Source organism: Brevibacillus sp. M2.1A, from assembly GCF_013284355.2.
In the GTDB taxonomy this organism is placed as follows: domain Bacteria; phylum Bacillota; class Bacilli; order Brevibacillales; family Brevibacillaceae; genus Brevibacillus.
In genome coordinates, this window is record NZ_JABSUY020000001.1 from 5,692,400 (window position 1) to 5,708,436 (window position 16,037).

The following is a 16,037-nucleotide window of genomic DNA, read 5'->3' on the forward strand; positions in this document are numbered from 1 at the left end:
AGCAGCCAGACACCTGACCCAAGCAGGTGTCTTCTTTCTTTTATCCCTTTCCACGCAGGAGCTGCGATATTACAAATAGCGCCTTTTCCATATCTGCTTCCTCTGCGTACACGTAGGACAAGCGAAGATGATGACTATCCGTCTGATCATAAATAAAGCCGGGATTTAACAGAACCCCTTTTGCCAGTGCTTCCGTAAAAAGCTTGCGCATGGAAACCGCCTGATGCAGACGCAGCCAAATGTAAAAACCACCATGCGGCATACGCCAATCTGCCAAATCGCCAAACCAGCGAGCAAGGCATTCGCACATCCTGTCCCTTCTATGTCGCAGAGCTTCTCTAAGCTGATCCAGATGCCGGGAATATCTATCGCTTATGAGCCATTCTGTCGCCACCCATTGGGAAATAGCACTCGCTCCGTAATCCGTCTGCATTTTCACATCCGCAAGGCGTTCAATGACAGGCTCAGGACCTACAATCCAGCCAATCCGCAGTCCCGGACTGAGTGTTTTGGACAAGCTGCCCAAATACAGCACCAACCCGCTCTGATCCCTCGCCTTCAACGGCAATGGTCCCGGCTCATCTAACCACAATTCTCCGTAAACATCGTCTTCCAACACAGGCAGTCTCTCCCGCTCACATGCCGCCAACACCTGCTCCCTTCGGTTCTCTGACATACTAATTCCTGTGGGATTGTGGTAAGCCGAAATTGTATAGAGAAGCGCCGCGTTATGCGCCTGTTTTTGTCTCGTTAGCACTTGGGGAGAGATTCCTTCCGCATCCATCGGTACACCAACCAGCCGCATTCCCGATGATTGAAACAAAGGCAGTGAGAATAAATACGAAGGCTGTTCGAGCAAGATGGCAGATCCACGGTGAAGGATGCCAATCGATATCAACTGCAAGGCTTGAAGGGCTCCCGACACGACCAAAATAGATGCCGGTGAAGCTTCGATCCCCCTGCTCCGCAAATGATTGCTGATCGCCTGGCGCAAAGGCAACAGCCCTTTTGGCTCCGAATATCCGAGCTGAGTCATTTTGCCCTGCAAGCTAGCCATGACCTCTTCCATCTCCGCAACAGGAATTAAGCTCGGCGACAGCTCACCAGTCCCCAAACGAATGTACCTCGGGTCTGGCTCATAACGATTGATATCCTGAATCGTCGGCGAATTGGGGAGATGAGCTCCGGCCTGTACGTAGCCCAGCCAATTTGGTGGTGGTGCGGTCGTCAATAAGGACCATGTATTGTTGCTAACGACGGAGCCACTGCCTACTGTTGCTTCAATGAAACCATCCGCTTTTAGCTCTTCCAAAGCCGTCACTACCGTGCTGCGGTTTACATCAAAGGCTTGTGCCAATGCTCTTTGTGTTGGCAATTTACTATTGATCGGCCACTCTCCGCCTGCTATTTTCCCCTTCATATAAGCCACGATCTGCACGTAGATCGGTATATCTGATGATTTGTCAGGCTTCCAGTCTATCGTCAGCACAGGCACATTCCCCCTCGTCTTATCATTGTACAAATTGGTTGGTTTGGATGTAAACCAATTGGCTGGAGACAACGGATTCACAACCATGAATAATGACAGTAATGCAAATGGTCTTTGCATCGAGAGAGAAACGGGGAGGAAATGATCATGCTGGAAGCGATTTTGCACGGTTTTGTGCTTGCTTTTGGACTTATTTTACCGCTCGGCGCACAAAATGTTTTCGTTTTTAATCAGGGGGCTCTACAACCTACATTACTTCGCGCCATGCCCGTCGTACTGACTGCGGCACTCTGCGATACCCTGCTCATTTTATTGGCGGTATTAGGAGTTTCTTTGGTCGTATTGACAGTCACATGGCTGAAAACGGTTCTGTATGTGGTCGGCTTCTTCTTTTTGGTGTACATGGGATATTTAACGTGGCGTAGCCGTCCGAATACGGAGGCTGGAGAGAAAGAGCGCTTTTCCGCCAAAAAGCAAATCATGTTTGCTGCCTCTGTCTCTTTGTTGAATCCGCATGCGATTCTCGACACGATCGGGGTGATTGGTACCAGCTCACTGAGCTACACCGGAACAGAAAAATGGGGTTTTACGATTGCCTGCATCCTCGTATCCTGCATCTGGTTTTTTGGCCTTTCTGTAGCTGGTCGTACGGCAGGACGATTGGACCGGTCTGGAAAATTGCAGCGTGGCCTGAATATGGTTTCAGCCGTGATTATGTGGGGAGTGGCCGTCTATATGGCAGCCCAATTACTCATCTCGTAAAGAGTTCATGAAAAAGTGAATAATCCCCATCCCCTCCACTCAAAATACTCCTATTCGGGTTTTGAAGTGGAGGTTTGTTTAATGCTTTTTACCAAATCGGATGCACTCTTGGATGACTTGTATGAGATTGCGAAAAATGTGCATCAGACGGCGATCTATTTTAATGAATACAAAATCACTTCTTTAGAGACAGTCAAAACCTTTGCTACAGAGATGAAGGAGTACGAAACAACGGGCGACAAGCTCATCCATGAAATCATCGTGCAAATCAACAAGACATTTATTACCGCCATCGAGCGCGAGGACGTTCTGGACCTTGCCGTCAAGCTGGATGATGTGCTGGACGGATTGGAGTTTTGCGCTTCGCGACTCTATATGTACGACATCATGGAACCAGATCAAACGATGGTGCGATTCGGTCAACTCATCGAAGAAGCTACCAAACAAATTCTTCTCGCCATCGAACTGCTCCAAAAGCAAAAGTTGTCCGCTATGAAGGAGTACATCATCCGCATTAACGATTTAGAAAGTGAAGGGGATGAATTGGTGCGGGGCAGCATCCGGCAATTGTTCAAAACCTCAAGCGATCCGATTCACATTATGCAGCTCAAAGAGGTTTACGAAGTGCTCGAAGATGTCATGGATCATTGCGAGGATGTCGCGGATGCGATGGAATCCGTGATCATGGGCAACTCTTAAACAAGGAGACCTACTTTCATGTATACGAGCCTTCCCCTTGTTATTGCCGTTATCATTTTGGCTGTCTTCTTTGATTTCATCAACGGGTTTCACGACACTGCCAATGCCATCGCAACCACCGTATCCACCAAAGCTCTCCCGCCTAAGATTGCCATTGGCCTGGCGGCTATCATGAACTTTATCGGTGCCCTGACGTTTACCGGGGTCGCCAAAACGATCGGTGGAGATATCGCCGATCCAGCCAAGCTGGAATTCGGTGTGCTTGTGGTCATGGCTGCTCTCTTGGCTGCGATCCTTTGGAATTTGATTACGTGGTGGTACGGTATCCCCAGCAGCTCGTCTCACGCTCTCATCGGCTCACTCGTAGGGGCAGTCCTCGCTTCCGCAGGGAGCGCGCAAATCAACTGGGCTGGTTTTTTGAAAATCTTCCAGGCGCTTATTGTGTCACCGGTTATCGCGCTGGTTGCCGCTTACCTCATGATGAATTTGGTTTATTTCATTTTCAGTCGGATCATGGTTCCCCCTTCCAAGGTCAACCGGGGATTTCGCTTCTTTCAGATTTTCACGGCGGCCCTGCAATCCTTTACACACGGAACGAATGACGCACAAAAAGCGATGGGCATTATCGTGTTCGCTCTCGTAGCCGCTGACCTGCATGCAGATACAAGCACGATTCCTTTCTGGGTGCAGTTCATTTGTGCCCTCGCGATGGGCTTGGGAACCTCTATCGGAGGCTGGAAAATCATCAAGACTGTGGGGGGCAAAATCACCAAGATTGAACCGATTAACGGAGCCACTGCCGATCTCACTTCATCTTCGATCATTTTTACCTTTACGCAGTTAGGATTGCCTGTGAGCTCTACCCATGTCATCTCTTCCGGGATCATGGGGGTCGGTGCAGCCAAACGGCTGAAAAGCGTCAATTGGGGCGTTGCCAAACGCATCGTGATCACCTGGTTTATTACGCTGCCGATCTCTGCCTTGCTCGCTGCATCCATCTATTTGTTGCTACATGTATTTATCTAAAAGCAAAAGGGACGAGTAACAGGCTCGCCCCTTTTTTCTTTTATCCGAATGAAAAGCCCAAGTAAGACTTTGTTACCATCGTTCATTTCTCCTCTTCCGTTTTACCTCTTTTACCTATGTACTCTCTATTTCCACCATACCCTCTTCAACAAATTGATCATCCCGCAACTTGTCCTGTACACCTGTACGCCACTTTTCTTTTGTCAAAAGCGATGCCAAATCCTCACCGAAGAGGCCTTGTATGGCACCTCGTGTGGCAACAATCGTAGTATCTGCAAAACGATATTCGACAGTTTGCAAATTGTCTACCAGTGCAAAGGCTGCCACAGAATTATACAGCATCGCTTGCTTGAACAATTTCGCCTCGATATCGGTCGTCTTGTCCTCGTAATGGATCTCAATCGTAAACTTCTCCGGACGGAGCTGAAAGGTCCGCTTAAAATCACTTAACGGCAGATGATTGAACATGACCAGATTCGAAGTTGCGCCCATGTACTTGTTTTTGTATGGCAAAATGGATTCCAAATCGTGAGTCAGCGGGTTTTGCTGAGCCAATTGATATTGCTCGGATTGCGCTTCGTTCTGAGGAATAATCATGATCTGAATGGCCATGAACAGGACAACCCCGATGAGAACCAAAGCAAGTATGATTTTATTTCGCATGGAGATCACCCTCCCCTGCATCGTATTTTAAAATAAGTCGCGGAATGGCCTGGAGCCACAGCGGTATGAGGATGGAGAGAAAAGGTAGCGCATACGTTACAGCAATGTTCGCGAATTGATATGGTCCAGTAAGATTCACTGGCGTTGAAAACCATAGATTACTGCCAAAATAGAGCGCAGTCGTAAACACGAGTGTCCCGACAATATAAAGCGCCCACAGCATCCAGCCCGTTTTTCGCAACAAAAAGGCAAATTGCACATTCATGCTGGTCAATTGACGAGAGGAAGCCGGTCGGTTGAACCTTAGCAAAACCAAATAGACGATCCCAATGAGGATACAAATCGCAAACAGACCATAGTTCAAAAAGATACCCTTTCCCCAGATTCGCAAGGGCATAGTCACAATCCAGGCAATGAGTCCGTACAGCAATCCGAGCTGCAACAACTCTTGCAGAAGTGGAAGCATGTATACTTTACGGCGTTCTCCGACAATCGAATCAATCGATGGCAGATTAGCCTTTGCTTTTTTCACCGCTTCACCCAGCGATAGCCCATCTGCAACTAAGTCGGCGACCTTTGCCTCCAAATTGCTCAATACTTCCCACTTGAGCTCCTCGATTTGTTTACTTCCTCTATATTTTTGAAACAATTGATCGACATGGTGCTGCAAACTCTCCATCACACTTCGCCCCGCCTTTCGATTAGCTGGTCAATCAATTCTTTGGCCAATTTCCAGGATGCCAGCGATTTTTCGTACGCTTTTCTCCCTGTTTCTGTCACCTGATAATATTTGCGTCTGCCCCCCTGGCTCTCATCTCCCCAGTACGAAACGATCAGCTTGTGTGACTCTAATCTTTTCAGGCTGGTATACAGGGAAGGCTCTTTCAGTTCGTATCGCCCGCCGCTGTTTTTGAAAATGGCTTTGATGATTTCGTATCCATAGTTATCGCCATCACACAGGACACGGAGAATAATTGTATCGATATGACCGCGGATAATGTCACTGCTGATAATGCTGTCACTCATTTCGTTCACCTCGCAGCTATAGCATAACAGATATTACTATGTGTGACAAAGTAATATGTATTAAATTCCTTCTACTCACACAAAAAAACAAGACCACCCAAAAAGTTGAGATGGTCTTGAACAAATAGGCAGCCCGGTCGCATTATTGTTTCACCTGGTACACCAGATAGGGTGCTGGCGTCCGTTTTCCGTTTATTTCTGGCCAAACATAAAGCAGTTCCAGTGAGAGACTATTCCACCCAAACCTTATACTTGTGACTCTCCACTAATGCTCCATGTGTAATGGCAATGAAGTCTAGCCTGATTGCTGAGTCTTCCACCGCCGCGCCCTCCATTGCTAGCTGTGTGATTTGTCTTGGCAAATAGTACGCCAGTTTTTTGACACCGATTTGGGCTGCTTCTGCTTGGGACATCTCCGGGGAAGTATGTGACTCCGTATTTTTTTCAACGTTAATTAATCGTAAGAAATAGATCATACCCGAAACTTCAATCGAATAGGGAAAAAGTGTTTATCCCCTTCACTCCGGGGACAGGATAATAGTAACTTCCCATGCTATTGTCCTCAAAGGAGTTGAAAGCAAAATGTCTCGTCACTGGTATCGGCAGCTTCGTTATCCAATCATCGCTCTGGCTGTGACATTAACGCTACTTTGGACACATCATCACCATCGTCTGCCCGCTTCGTACGCTGTCGCGACGCGGACACATACCGTTACGATTTCTAGCGCTGGCTTTTTGCCCAATCAATTGACTGCGCACGAAGGAGAGCGAGTCTCGTTGATGATCGTCAACACCGATACACGCCCTCACAATCTATCCATTCGTGATCTAAACCTTACATCCACAGAATTAAAGCCGACTCAATCGACTCTCTTGCAGTTTTCAGCCGCCAAACGTGGTCGGTATTATTTCGTATCAGACGCACCGGGCTATCCGGAAACAGGGTTCCAAGGCATGCTCGTCATTGACTAGCTTGCACCTCTTCGTCTGGTGAGATTTGCTTCCACCGTCCGAATTTTATTATGAGCAGAGGAATGATCCCGATCGCGGTGATGATTCCAAAAAACAAATAAATGGCTAGCACCGAAAACGAATCTTTGATCCACCCCGCTACCAAATTGCAAAACATCGAACCAAGCCCGCCTCCCACTGAAAAGAAGATGGCCAGTGCCGTCACCTGAAGGGATGCGGGCGTATTTTCGCGCACAAATTGGGCTGCTGTTGCCAAATAAAAGCCCACTGAAATCCCCTGCACAAAGAACATCGTAATCACGGCAGTGGTACTCGGAGCGGAGCTGTACCAGAACCAGCGCATCGCGCAAAAAATCGCCGATAGCAAGAGCGTCAACTCCAGTCCCCACCTGCGGACAATATAACCCGCCAGCTTCATAAAAGGAGCCTCACTGCCTGCAAACAACAAGAAGGCTAGACCGATCCCGGCAATAGTCCCTCCGATATCCTGATAAAACAGGGAAAACCAAATATTATTGGCATTGACAGAGCCCATCATGCAAAATGATGAAATCAAAAACAACGCAAATCGCGGAATTCGCGCCAAATCCCTTATCCCCGCAAGCATACTGACACGAAACCGCGAAGCCTCTGTCACTTCTTCCGGAACCTTCTGAAGAAACAGAATGGCAATCAGAAACGCCAAGCAAAACGAGTAAAAAAGAACATGTGGCCCCCACTGCTCAACGAGAAGACCGGTGATAAATGCCGCTAGCGCAAAGCCGATTGCTCCCCACAAGCGAATGTCGCCGAACTGAATGCCATGTCCCTTGGCATAACCGAGAGCCAAGCTATCTGAGATGGGCACGACGGCACTTTGAAAAAACGACAACAGGATGTAGAGCAAGAAGACGTAGACAAAGGTGGAGACACCCGTAAAGAGAAGTCCCACCAGCCCGGTGATGGTCAATGTCAGAATCAGCACAGTTTTGCGAATTTGATAGCGATCACAGATCATCCCCCACATCGGCTGTGCCACAATGGAAACGATCGGCGCGACTGCACTGATGAGACCGATTTGAGTCCCAGTTAGATGGATGGATTCGTAGTATTGCGTAATGAGAGGAGCAAAAGCACCAAGCCCGTAGTAAATAAAAAGATAAAGGGCGCAAAGACTAACGTATCTGCCTTTTGCGCCCCCCAGCCCGAAACCGGAGTGTGATTCTGGCATATAACTCTCCTATTTTGAGGTTAATTAACCGTGTAAGAAAACATAACACAAGGCATGCCTACATGATTTATTTTACCGTCGGCAATATTTTCGCCATGTTGACGGTCCGCTTTTTGTCCCATGTAGTCGGGTTGAACTCATCGAACTGCTCCAGGAAGGAGATGACTTCCTTCGTCAATGGAGTTGGCGTCGAAGCACCAGAAGTAACCGCAACATTTTTCTTTCCACGCAGCCATTCAATGTCCAGCTCAGACAAATCAGCGATTCGGTACGACGGAACATTCGCGATTTCTTCCGAGACCTGTGCCAAACGATTAGAATTGTTGCTGCGCGGATCGCCTACGACGATGCACAAATCTGCTTCTCCCACTTGCTCCGCTACAGCTTCCTGACGAACCTGCGTAGCGAGACAAATTTCATTATGCACTTCCACGCCGGGAAAACGTTTAAGAATGGCGTCCATCAGATGCTTAACATCCCATTGACTCATCGTCGTCTGGTTCGTAACGATCAGCTTGTCTGTTGGCAGTTCGAGCGCCTCCAGCTCTTCCAGCTTTTGAACCAGATGTACGTGATCCGGCGCGATCCCCATAGCGCCCTCTGGCTCTGGATGTCCTTTTTTCCCGATATATAGCACATGGTAGCCTTCCGCTACTTTTTCGCGGATCAAATCATGTGTTTTCGTTACATCCGGGCAAGTCGCGTCGACGACAGTCAAGCCTTTTTCGCGTGCTTTCTTGCGCACCTCAGGAGACACCCCATGGGCAGTGAAGATTATCGTTCCCTCATGAACCTGATCCAAGAGAGCCAGCCGATCCTCTCCATCCAATGTTTTTATCCCTTGTTTTTCAAACGCCTCAACGACGTGAGCATTGTGTACGATCATGCCCAAAATATGAATCGGGCGGGGCAAGTCAAAGTTTTGCGCTGTTCGCAGTGCCAAGACCATGGCATCGACTACACCGTAACAATATCCACGGGGGGAAATCTTGATGACTTCCATCTTTACCCCTCCTACTTTTTATAATGCGTGAGCAAAAGACATTTCACCCCGTATTATACCTTATTTGTCTCCTGCACGCTTCTGTTCGTAAACCTTCAGATTATTGTAGACAACTTTTAAAAGCGGCGTGGACAAGCCTTTTTGTTCCGCTCGCTCCAAGAGGTAGCCTTGAAGATGATCCGCTTCCACCGGAAGACCTTTTTCCATATCACGAAGCATGGACGATTTCGTTTGAGGACGCTGATTTTGGAAAGTCTCCATCTGTTTGTCGACGATATCCGGCTTAATTGGTGCCTCCAAAGCGTTCATGACAGAAGCGATTTCGTCTGCAAGCTGACGTGTCAGCTCTACACCCCAAGCCGATTCCCGGATCGGTCCAACAGCAGAATTCATCAATGTGGTAATACCGGAAAATGTCGCAATAAACAAGTATTTGTGCCAGGCTTCCCGTTGAATATTTGTGCTTGCGCGCATCGTTCCGTTGATCTTGGAAAAGGCTTGCTCCATTCGCTCTACACGCTCACTTTTGCCGCCTTCCCACTCACCGAAAACCGCATCATGAATAGGACTTGTCTGCACGACATCCCCATCCGCATTCAGCGTCGTCTCAATAAAACACAGACCCCCGAGCACGCGATCCCGGCCAAAACGATTCCACAAAAGTTCCATATGCGCGATTCCGTTCAGCAGCGGAATAACGACTGTGTCCTCGCCTACGTACGGAGCGATGGCATCCGCGCTATCTTCCAGCGTGTAAGCTTTGTTGGACAAAAGCACAACATCAAATGGTCCCGCTTTCTCTCCTGCTTGAATCAGTTGTGGCTGCTCCAAAAGCAAATCTCCATGAATGCTCTGAATGCGCAAGCCTCGCTCCTGCAGTTGTTTGTATCTACGCTCGCGCACAAGAAACGTTACATCTACTCCCGATTCAACCAGCCTGCCACCAAAATAACCGCCAATGCCCCCCGCTCCCAGTACGAGAACCTTCATCTATATCGCCTCCGCGTTTATAAGTCTTGATTTGTCTACATTTTATTAGAAAGTAACCAATTTCTAAACCCCGCAATATAATGTTAGAAAACTTAACATTCAACGTAAGAAAACCTCTTGACGAACAATAATAATTGTCGATATAATTCGGAATATAGAAACCAAGGAAAAGCCGAACGTTGATAATGAATTCTTAACTTTAATTCGTGAATGGAGTGAATCATGTTGGATATGAAAACAGTCTTGTCCATAATTGACGCAGAAAAAGTGGAATATGTAGATTTTCGCATCGTTGACCTGCTCGGCCGCCAACACCATGTCACCGTTCCTGCCTACGCGGTAGACGAAGGAACATTCCGCAATGGCGTCGCATTTGACGGCTCCAGTCTAATCGGCTACAAGTCCATTGAAGAAAGCGACATGGTAGCGATGCCCGATCCGGCAACCGCCTTCATCGATCCTTTCGTAGAAGCCAAAACCATGAATATCATCTGCAACATCGTCAATCCAGACAACACCGTCTACACACGCGATCCTCGCGGCATTGCGCTCAAGGCCGAAGCCTATCTGCAACAATCCGGCCTCGCTACCGCTGCTTATTTTGGCCCAGAATCCGAATTCTTCCTCTTTGACAATGTACGCTATGCCTCTGGTCCGTCTGGCTCCTTCTTCCACATCGATTCAGAAGAAGCTTACTGGAACACAGGGAAAGAAGGACAAAACCTCGGCTACAAAGTACGCAACAAGGGCGGATACTTCCCTGTTCAACCAACCGACTCCCAAATGGATATCCGCAATGAAATGTGCACGTTGATGACAAAATGCGGCTTGCATGTCGAGCGCCATCACCATGAGGTGGCAACAGCCGGTCAGGGTGAGATCAATTTCCGCTTCGATACACTGACTCGTACAGCAGACAATCTATTGTTGTTCAAATACATCGTGCGCAATGTAGCTGCGAAACACGGAAAAACGGCTACTTTCATGCCAAAACCAATCGTTGGTGACAACGGATCTGGAATGCATGTTCACCAAAGTCTGTTTAAAGGCGACACCCCATTGTTCTACGAGCAAGGCGGTTACGCAAACCTGAGTGAGACTGCGCTGCACTACATTGGTGGTATTTTGCACCACGCACCTGCGTTAATCGCTTTGACGAATCCGAGCACCAACTCGTTCAAGAGACTCGTTCCAGGCTATGAAGCACCAGTGAATCTCGTCTTCTCCAAAGGCAATCGCTCTGCTGCCGTTCGGATTCCGATTGCTGCCGTTACGCCAAAAGCGTCCCGCGTTGAGTTCCGCACCCCGGACTCTACTGCAAACCCGTACTTGGCATTTGCCGCCATGCTGATGGCTGGCCTCGATGGCATCAAGCGCAAGCTCGACCCGCGCGAACTGGGCTTTGGACCAATGGATAAAAACATCTACGACTTGTCCGATGCGGAAAAACACGAGATCAAGAGCGCTCCCGGTTCTCTCGCAGAAGCACTTGTAGCACTCGAACAAGACCATGATTTCTTGCTCGAAGGGAATGTCTTCACAAAAGAAGTAATCGAAGGCTGGATTGCACAAAAGCGCGGTGAGATTGAGCAAGTCGAACGGACAGTGAATCCAAAAGAGTATGAACTGTATTACGACCTATAAGCAAAGAAACAGCCCTTCTCTGATGAGGAGGGCTTTCATTTTCTCCCGAATAAAATGCTGTTTCCATTCACAAATTAAAGTTGTACTGTGAAAAAAAACAGATGATCGGATGAACGTTGACAATGGTGAATCGAACGATAACTCACTTGCTCATTTGTTTTGCTGCAATTCTTCTCCTAACCGTAAGCTTTCCTGCAGAAATCGAAATCGGTCAAAAAGTCGTTTACGCCGAGCATTCGTTACCAATCATAAGCGACCAAGGGATTATTACAATTGAGGTTTATCCCAGAAAACACAAATTAATTGTCAAAAAGCATGGAAAAACAGTAAAAACGTATCCCGTTGCCGTTGGTAATCCTTCTACACCTACACCAGTTGGAGAATACAAAATCATTTCCAAAGGAAAAGATTGGGGACCCTCATTCGGTCCACGATGGTTAGGTTTAAACGTCCCTTGGGGAATTTATGGCATCCATGGCACAAACAAGCCACACTCCATCGGACAGCATTTGAGCCATGGTTGTATCCGCATGCGAAACAACGACGTCATTGAACTGTTCACGATGATTCCACTCGGAACAAAAGTAACGATTTATGGTCATGTATTGGGGGACCCGAGCCACGATCCTAGAGATTTAGCCGAGGGAGACGTTGGTGGAGATGTACAGCTCATTCAATCCCGATTAAAGAGCGCTGGTTATTATCACGGAATATGCGATGGGAAGTTTCGATCCTCGACAACTGCAGCTCTAAAGAAATTTCAACGGGATCGAAAATTAATACCGAACGGTGTCGTGTCCAGCAAGGTTTACCAAGAGCTGGGATTGCTGGAATAACTCTCGACAAGATTTGTAATCCACTACATGAACCTTTTAAACATACTTCCAATCCCATTTGTTCCTTGGAACGTTCTGAATACCTCGTTTGCTATGCGTACACCATTTAAAATGGTGTCCATATCAAGGTTTAGATTGGAAACCCTTGGCGGTCGGGACTCTTTTCTCGTCTTACGGCTTGTTTTTGCCCACTCTTGATAGTACTGGCCAAGGGATTCAGGATTTTTTTGCAGCTTTCTGACCGAGACCTTATTTGACTTGAGCCAGTCAGAAAACTCAGGGGTAAAACCATGGATTTTTCTAGCCACTTTTCACCCTCCCCTCCATTCGTAAATGAATAATGCAAAGGGATTGTATGTCCCTTTGCATTACTTTGTTTCCCTAACAATCACAACCGACAATTACCAGCAAAACGAAAAGGACCAGGATCAGAGCAAAGTCATCAAAGCCATCAAAGAAACCCATTCTGTCTCCCCCTTTCCTTAGACACACTACTGTATGCGCTTTTCTCATGATTTGCCTGTACCATGACCTACTAAACAAAAAGGACGCAAGCATTTGCCTGCGCCCTTTTTGCAATTACCTCCGATTTTATTCGTACATAAAAATAGAGCCCAGAACTCTACTTATCAGAGTCTGGGCTCAATCTATTACTGTTCTAATTTACTTTATGACCACTTTACCTCTACGGAGTCAATGATCGCTTGTCTTAAGAAGGAGGTGTTGTTATTGTTACGGTTCCATTGGAACTTGATTGTTTGGTCACCAGTTCCAAGTGCCACAACTTGATCTACATACCATGTGGTGGCATTTGCAGGGAGTGTAAGTTTAAGAGAGCCATTAACGAAAACCTGGAGGTCACATAATGGAGTTGTATTTTTGGAAGAGTCACATCTTGCATTGAACTTCAACTGTGCAGTAGTTGCACCCGCTGGTACGGAAACGGTAAATTGAGTCGAAGAAGACGCTCCTACAGCTGGTACTGTACTGATAAAAGCGTAGGTGGATTGATATCCTCTAGTTACTCGCGTCCAATCTCCAGAGAAATTAAAGTTCATGTTCGCATCTTCAAAATCTTCAAGAATAGTTGTTGGTGTCACTCCACCGCCACCACTCGACAAGGTTGTGCCGTACACTGAGGTACTAGTTGTAGTTCCGTAACTATTAATCCCTATTACAAAATAGCTGTAGGTCGTATTTGCAGAAAGACCCGTGTCTTGATAACTGGTTTGAGTAGTTCCTGCTACGATACGAACACCATTACGATAGATATCATAGCTCGCTGCTCCAGAAGCAAAGAAGTTCAAGGTTAAGCTAGATGCTGTTGGAGAACCTACTGTCAAGTTAGGAGTTCCAGGAGCAGATCCAGAAGAAGCTGGTGTAATGTTCAGTGTAATTGAACCGTATTTTCCTGCTCCATGGTTATAACCGTAAACTTTTACGTACACCACTTGGCCAGCGGAAAGCGCATATGTGATTTTAGGTTGCGAGCTACCTGCGCCATCATCATCTTGAGCCAAGATGTTTTGGGAACTATCTAATAGTTGCATATAAGAATCAAACGATGCGGATGTAGTAAATGTATAACTACCAGCACTTGGCACCGTATATCTGAAAAACAAGTCCTTGGTATCCTTCAAAGTTCCATTAGCAGATGTACCTGATACAACAATTGGATTTGTAAAAGAATCTCCAGGAGTACTTCCTCCACCTGTACCATTTGTATAACTGAGTTTGATATTGTCAACATACACACAATCTGTCCCACTTGAGGTACTACCATCTTTTTGATATCGTAAAGTGATCGTGTGTGTTCCAGCGGATAGTGGCATTTCAAATGTTTTGTTAGTCTGGGTGCCACCGACAGTCAACTTAGTTGAACCATTATCCAACACGATGAATTTATCGGAAGACTCTGTATTCATTTGATACCAGAACGATAGTTTTCCATCGGTTGCTCCTGCTGGTACTGTGACGTTAAACGCCATATCCGTTTTTTCGCCATGACTAATGGGAGCAGAACGAATTCCGTCGCTTCCATTGTAGCCGGTGCTACCAGATGTACCCCAATTACCTGTGAACTCGAATGGTGCAAAGCCAACAAATATTTCAAAATCAGCCATAACAGAAACCACTTCACCATTTGCAGGTCGGTTTACATTTAATGTGTAGCTAGCGGCTTCTTGTCTTGAGTAAGTGGCAACTTCCAAGTAATACGCTCTTCCAGCAGTGAGTTCCATCTCGACAAGGTAGTCACCTCCCCAGTTCGCATTGGCTAATCCACCATCTGAAGTATATAAAGAAAACATTAATGAATTCGGGCTCGCTACTGTGAATCTATACAAACCACTTTCAGTTGGAGTGAATTTATAAGTATCTGGCATACCGGCAGTTAAGGTATTTGATACAGATGTTCCTGTGAAGTTGTATCTATAACCTTTCGTAACCCACGGCGACACCACTTTGCCTAAACCATATGTGATGTCCTTACCTTCTGCCCCCATTTCCTGCACGTTTGTTTCAATCAGATTTCTGATTTGTGCAGCCGTAAATGTCGGATTCATTTGCCAGTAAAGAGCAGCCATTCCCGCGACATGTGGACAAGCGGAAGAGGTGCCACCGAATGTTCCGTATTCCGTACTGATCGATGAGTATTCCCCATTTTTGTTTGCAATGGAACGGTGTGTTGTCATTACGTTTTCTCCTGGGGCACTCACATCAACATAAGAGCCTCTGCTAGAAGCATGGACAATTGCACCTGTTTTGTCTATGTTTCCAACGGCCACAACAAAATCATATCCGGCTGGATACTTCATGTTACTTGGGTTATTTACTGGATTGTAATCGGTCACATTGTTTGCTTCATTACCAGCAGAGGCAAAAATTATCGCACCACTATTGTAAGCGTTTTGATAAGCTGTTCTTGCTGAAGAAGATTCTTTCTCTGAACCAAAACTACAGCTGATAATTTTGACTTTTTGAGATACAAGCCACTCGAGTCCTTTAATAATAGCAGAATTTCTCATGAGCCCATCACCACTATTATCGTCAACTTTTACACCATATAATTGTGCATCAGGTGCAACGCCCACATAACCTAAGGAGTTGTTTCTTCCGGCGATGACGCCCGCTACAGCCGTTCCATGTCCGCTGGGGTCTGCTTCTGGGGGAACTGTATTGCTGTATGCATTGTATCTGCCAGCATACACTAGGTCCTCGTGATTTGCTGCTCCACTGTCCAGATAACCAATCTTCACACCAGCCCCTGTGTACCCTCGTTTGTGGAACTCTGTAATGTGAGAACCAGCGGGTGCTACGTGAGTCCAAGATATAGTTTGTGCCATGTGTGCTTTATACACAAAATCTTCTTCTACATCCAAAACATTCGGGTCATTACGCAAGTCGTTCAACATTTCATCATTAGCATCTTCAATAATAAACAACTGAGGAAACTGTTTTAGTTCTGCGTGAATCTTGGGCTGCTTTACTAGTCCTTTTCCCGCCAACTTCATGGTATTCTTCTCGACTTGCTTGTTGAGTTTCTGCTTGTTTCTACCGTGGTCTTTGTCTTTGAAAGTAATAATGTGAAGTTTACTCAATTTAATTCACTCCTTATAATTTTTCGTTTATCACAGACCTGATGATAATAAACAAAATAGAAAAGCCACCCGGCGTCCCGAGTGGCTCAGCTCCTATTTGCTTATCTCCATTTTATCA

16 protein-coding genes are annotated in these 16,037 nt (G+C 46.6%); 6 read left to right on the forward strand and 10 right to left on the reverse strand.

The genetic code is table 11. From position 1 onward, the window contains the following. Positions 1-40: 40 nt before the first annotated feature. Positions 41-1,489 (reverse strand): aminotransferase-like domain-containing protein, encoded by a 1,449-nt coding sequence (locus HP567_RS27145; RefSeq protein ID WP_173609968.1) that lies wholly within the window; start codon positions 1,487-1,489, stop codon positions 41-43. A gap of 147 nt (positions 1,490-1,636) precedes the next feature. On the opposite strand from HP567_RS27145, the gene HP567_RS27150 reads away from it, so the two are divergent. The 3 genes from HP567_RS27150 (at position 1,637) to HP567_RS27160 (ending at position 3,976) form a co-directional block, all read left to right on the forward strand. Next, complete coding sequence (locus tag HP567_RS27150) at positions 1,637-2,251, forward strand: LysE/ArgO family amino acid transporter (RefSeq protein ID WP_173609967.1); 615 nt, start codon at positions 1,637-1,639, stop codon at positions 2,249-2,251. 81 nt (positions 2,252-2,332) lie between these two features. After that, positions 2,333-2,950, forward strand: coding sequence for a DUF47 domain-containing protein (locus tag HP567_RS27155; RefSeq protein WP_173609966.1), 618 nt, complete (start codon positions 2,333-2,335; stop codon positions 2,948-2,950). A gap of 18 nt (positions 2,951-2,968) precedes the next feature. Further along, positions 2,969-3,976: an inorganic phosphate transporter gene (locus tag HP567_RS27160; protein WP_173609965.1), complete on the forward strand. Its 1,008-nt coding sequence runs from the start codon at positions 2,969-2,971 to the stop codon at positions 3,974-3,976. A gap of 114 nt (positions 3,977-4,090) precedes the next feature. On the opposite strand, the gene HP567_RS27165 is transcribed toward HP567_RS27160, so the two are convergent. The 4 genes from HP567_RS27165 to HP567_RS27180 form a co-directional block, all read right to left on the reverse strand. Further along, entirely contained in the window at positions 4,091-4,639 is a 549-nt protein-coding gene (locus HP567_RS27165) for a DUF4825 domain-containing protein (protein WP_173609964.1), read from the reverse strand. Beyond that, entirely contained in the window at positions 4,629-5,318 is a 690-nt protein-coding gene (locus tag HP567_RS27170; RefSeq protein ID WP_173610241.1) for a permease prefix domain 1-containing protein, read from the reverse strand. Before HP567_RS27170 ends, HP567_RS27165 begins: the two co-directional genes overlap by 11 nt. Then, complete coding sequence (locus tag HP567_RS27175; protein ID WP_173609963.1) at positions 5,318-5,665, reverse strand: PadR family transcriptional regulator; 348 nt, start codon at positions 5,663-5,665, stop codon at positions 5,318-5,320. Before HP567_RS27175 ends, HP567_RS27170 begins: the two co-directional genes overlap by 1 nt. Positions 5,666-5,895: 230 nt before the next feature. Then, a complete protein-coding gene (locus HP567_RS27180; protein WP_229088164.1) occupies positions 5,896-6,141 on the reverse strand; it encodes a hypothetical protein in 246 nt (81 codons plus the stop codon). A 106-nt stretch (positions 6,142-6,247) separates the two neighbouring features. Between HP567_RS27180 and HP567_RS27185 the strand changes: the two genes are divergently transcribed. Next, entirely contained in the window at positions 6,248-6,637 is a 390-nt protein-coding gene (locus tag HP567_RS27185) for a cupredoxin domain-containing protein (protein WP_173609962.1), read from the forward strand. Here the strand turns inward: HP567_RS27185 and HP567_RS27190 are convergent. From HP567_RS27190 to HP567_RS27200, 3 genes are all read right to left on the reverse strand, one after another. Continuing rightward, positions 6,627-7,847 carry an MFS transporter gene (locus HP567_RS27190; protein WP_173609961.1) on the reverse strand — a complete coding sequence of 407 codons (1,221 nt, stop codon included), beginning with the start codon at positions 7,845-7,847 and terminating at the stop codon, positions 6,627-6,629. The two genes, HP567_RS27185 and HP567_RS27190, sit on opposite strands and share 11 nt — an antisense overlap. Positions 7,848-7,914: 67 nt before the next feature. After that, the gene (locus HP567_RS27195; protein WP_173609960.1) at positions 7,915-8,850 is read right to left on the reverse strand and encodes a 4-hydroxy-3-methylbut-2-enyl diphosphate reductase; all 936 of its coding nucleotides are present in this window, start codon (positions 8,848-8,850) and stop codon (positions 7,915-7,917) included. 60 nt (positions 8,851-8,910) lie between these two features. Next, positions 8,911-9,840 (reverse strand): ketopantoate reductase family protein, encoded by a 930-nt coding sequence (locus HP567_RS27200; RefSeq protein ID WP_173609959.1) that lies wholly within the window; start codon positions 9,838-9,840, stop codon positions 8,911-8,913. A gap of 225 nt (positions 9,841-10,065) precedes the next feature. On the opposite strand from HP567_RS27200, the gene glnA reads away from it, so the two are divergent. Further along, on the forward strand, positions 10,066-11,484 hold the full coding sequence (gene glnA / locus HP567_RS27205; RefSeq protein WP_173610240.1) for a type I glutamate--ammonia ligase: 1,419 nt from the start codon (positions 10,066-10,068) through the stop codon (positions 11,482-11,484). 122 nt (positions 11,485-11,606) lie between these two features. After that, positions 11,607-12,320 (forward strand): L,D-transpeptidase family protein, encoded by a 714-nt coding sequence (locus HP567_RS27210; RefSeq protein ID WP_173609958.1) that lies wholly within the window; start codon positions 11,607-11,609, stop codon positions 12,318-12,320. 381 nt (positions 12,321-12,701) lie between these two features. Here the strand turns inward: HP567_RS27210 and HP567_RS30075 are convergent, their stop codons facing one another. Both HP567_RS30075 and HP567_RS27220 read right to left on the reverse strand, forming a co-directional pair. Continuing rightward, entirely contained in the window at positions 12,702-12,878 is a 177-nt protein-coding gene (locus HP567_RS30075) for a YjcZ family sporulation protein (RefSeq protein ID WP_370648053.1), read from the reverse strand. 110 nt (positions 12,879-12,988) lie between these two features. Continuing rightward, positions 12,989-15,919, reverse strand: a complete 2,931-nt coding sequence (locus HP567_RS27220; RefSeq protein WP_173609956.1) for a S8 family serine peptidase — start codon at positions 15,917-15,919, stop codon at positions 12,989-12,991. Positions 15,920-16,037: the final 118 nt, after the last annotated feature.

What these genes read in the sequence shown, in the direction of transcription:
- HP567_RS27150 (WP_173609967.1), top strand. Translation starts at nt 1,637, where the DNA reads ATGCTGGAAGCGATTTTGCACGGTTTTGTGCTTGCTTTTGGACTTATT.
- HP567_RS27155 (WP_173609966.1), top strand. Translation starts at nt 2,333, where the DNA reads ATGCTTTTTACCAAATCGGATGCACTCTTGGATGACTTGTATGAGATT.
- HP567_RS27160 (WP_173609965.1), top strand. Translation starts at nt 2,969, where the DNA reads ATGTATACGAGCCTTCCCCTTGTTATTGCCGTTATCATTTTGGCTGTC.
- HP567_RS27165 (WP_173609964.1), bottom strand. Translation starts at nt 4,639, where the DNA reads ATGCGAAATAAAATCATACTTGCTTTGGTTCTCATCGGGGTTGTCCTG.
- HP567_RS27170 (WP_173610241.1), bottom strand. Translation starts at nt 5,318, where the DNA reads ATGGAGAGTTTGCAGCACCATGTCGATCAATTGTTTCAAAAATATAGA.
- HP567_RS27175 (WP_173609963.1), bottom strand. Translation starts at nt 5,665, where the DNA reads ATGAGTGACAGCATTATCAGCAGTGACATTATCCGCGGTCATATCGAT.
- HP567_RS27180 (WP_229088164.1), bottom strand. Translation starts at nt 6,141, where the DNA reads ATGATCTATTTCTTACGATTAATTAACGTTGAAAAAAATACGGAGTCA.
- HP567_RS27185 (WP_173609962.1), top strand. Translation starts at nt 6,248, where the DNA reads ATGTCTCGTCACTGGTATCGGCAGCTTCGTTATCCAATCATCGCTCTG.
- HP567_RS27190 (WP_173609961.1), bottom strand. Translation starts at nt 7,847, where the DNA reads ATGCCAGAATCACACTCCGGTTTCGGGCTGGGGGGCGCAAAAGGCAGA.
- HP567_RS27195 (WP_173609960.1), bottom strand. Translation starts at nt 8,850, where the DNA reads ATGGAAGTCATCAAGATTTCCCCCCGTGGATATTGTTACGGTGTAGTC.
- HP567_RS27200 (WP_173609959.1), bottom strand. Translation starts at nt 9,840, where the DNA reads ATGAAGGTTCTCGTACTGGGAGCGGGGGGCATTGGCGGTTATTTTGGT.
- HP567_RS27210 (WP_173609958.1), top strand. Translation starts at nt 11,607, where the DNA reads ATGGTGAATCGAACGATAACTCACTTGCTCATTTGTTTTGCTGCAATT.
- HP567_RS30075 (WP_370648053.1), bottom strand. Translation starts at nt 12,878, where the DNA reads ATGCTTGCGTCCTTTTTGTTTAGTAGGTCATGGTACAGGCAAATCATG.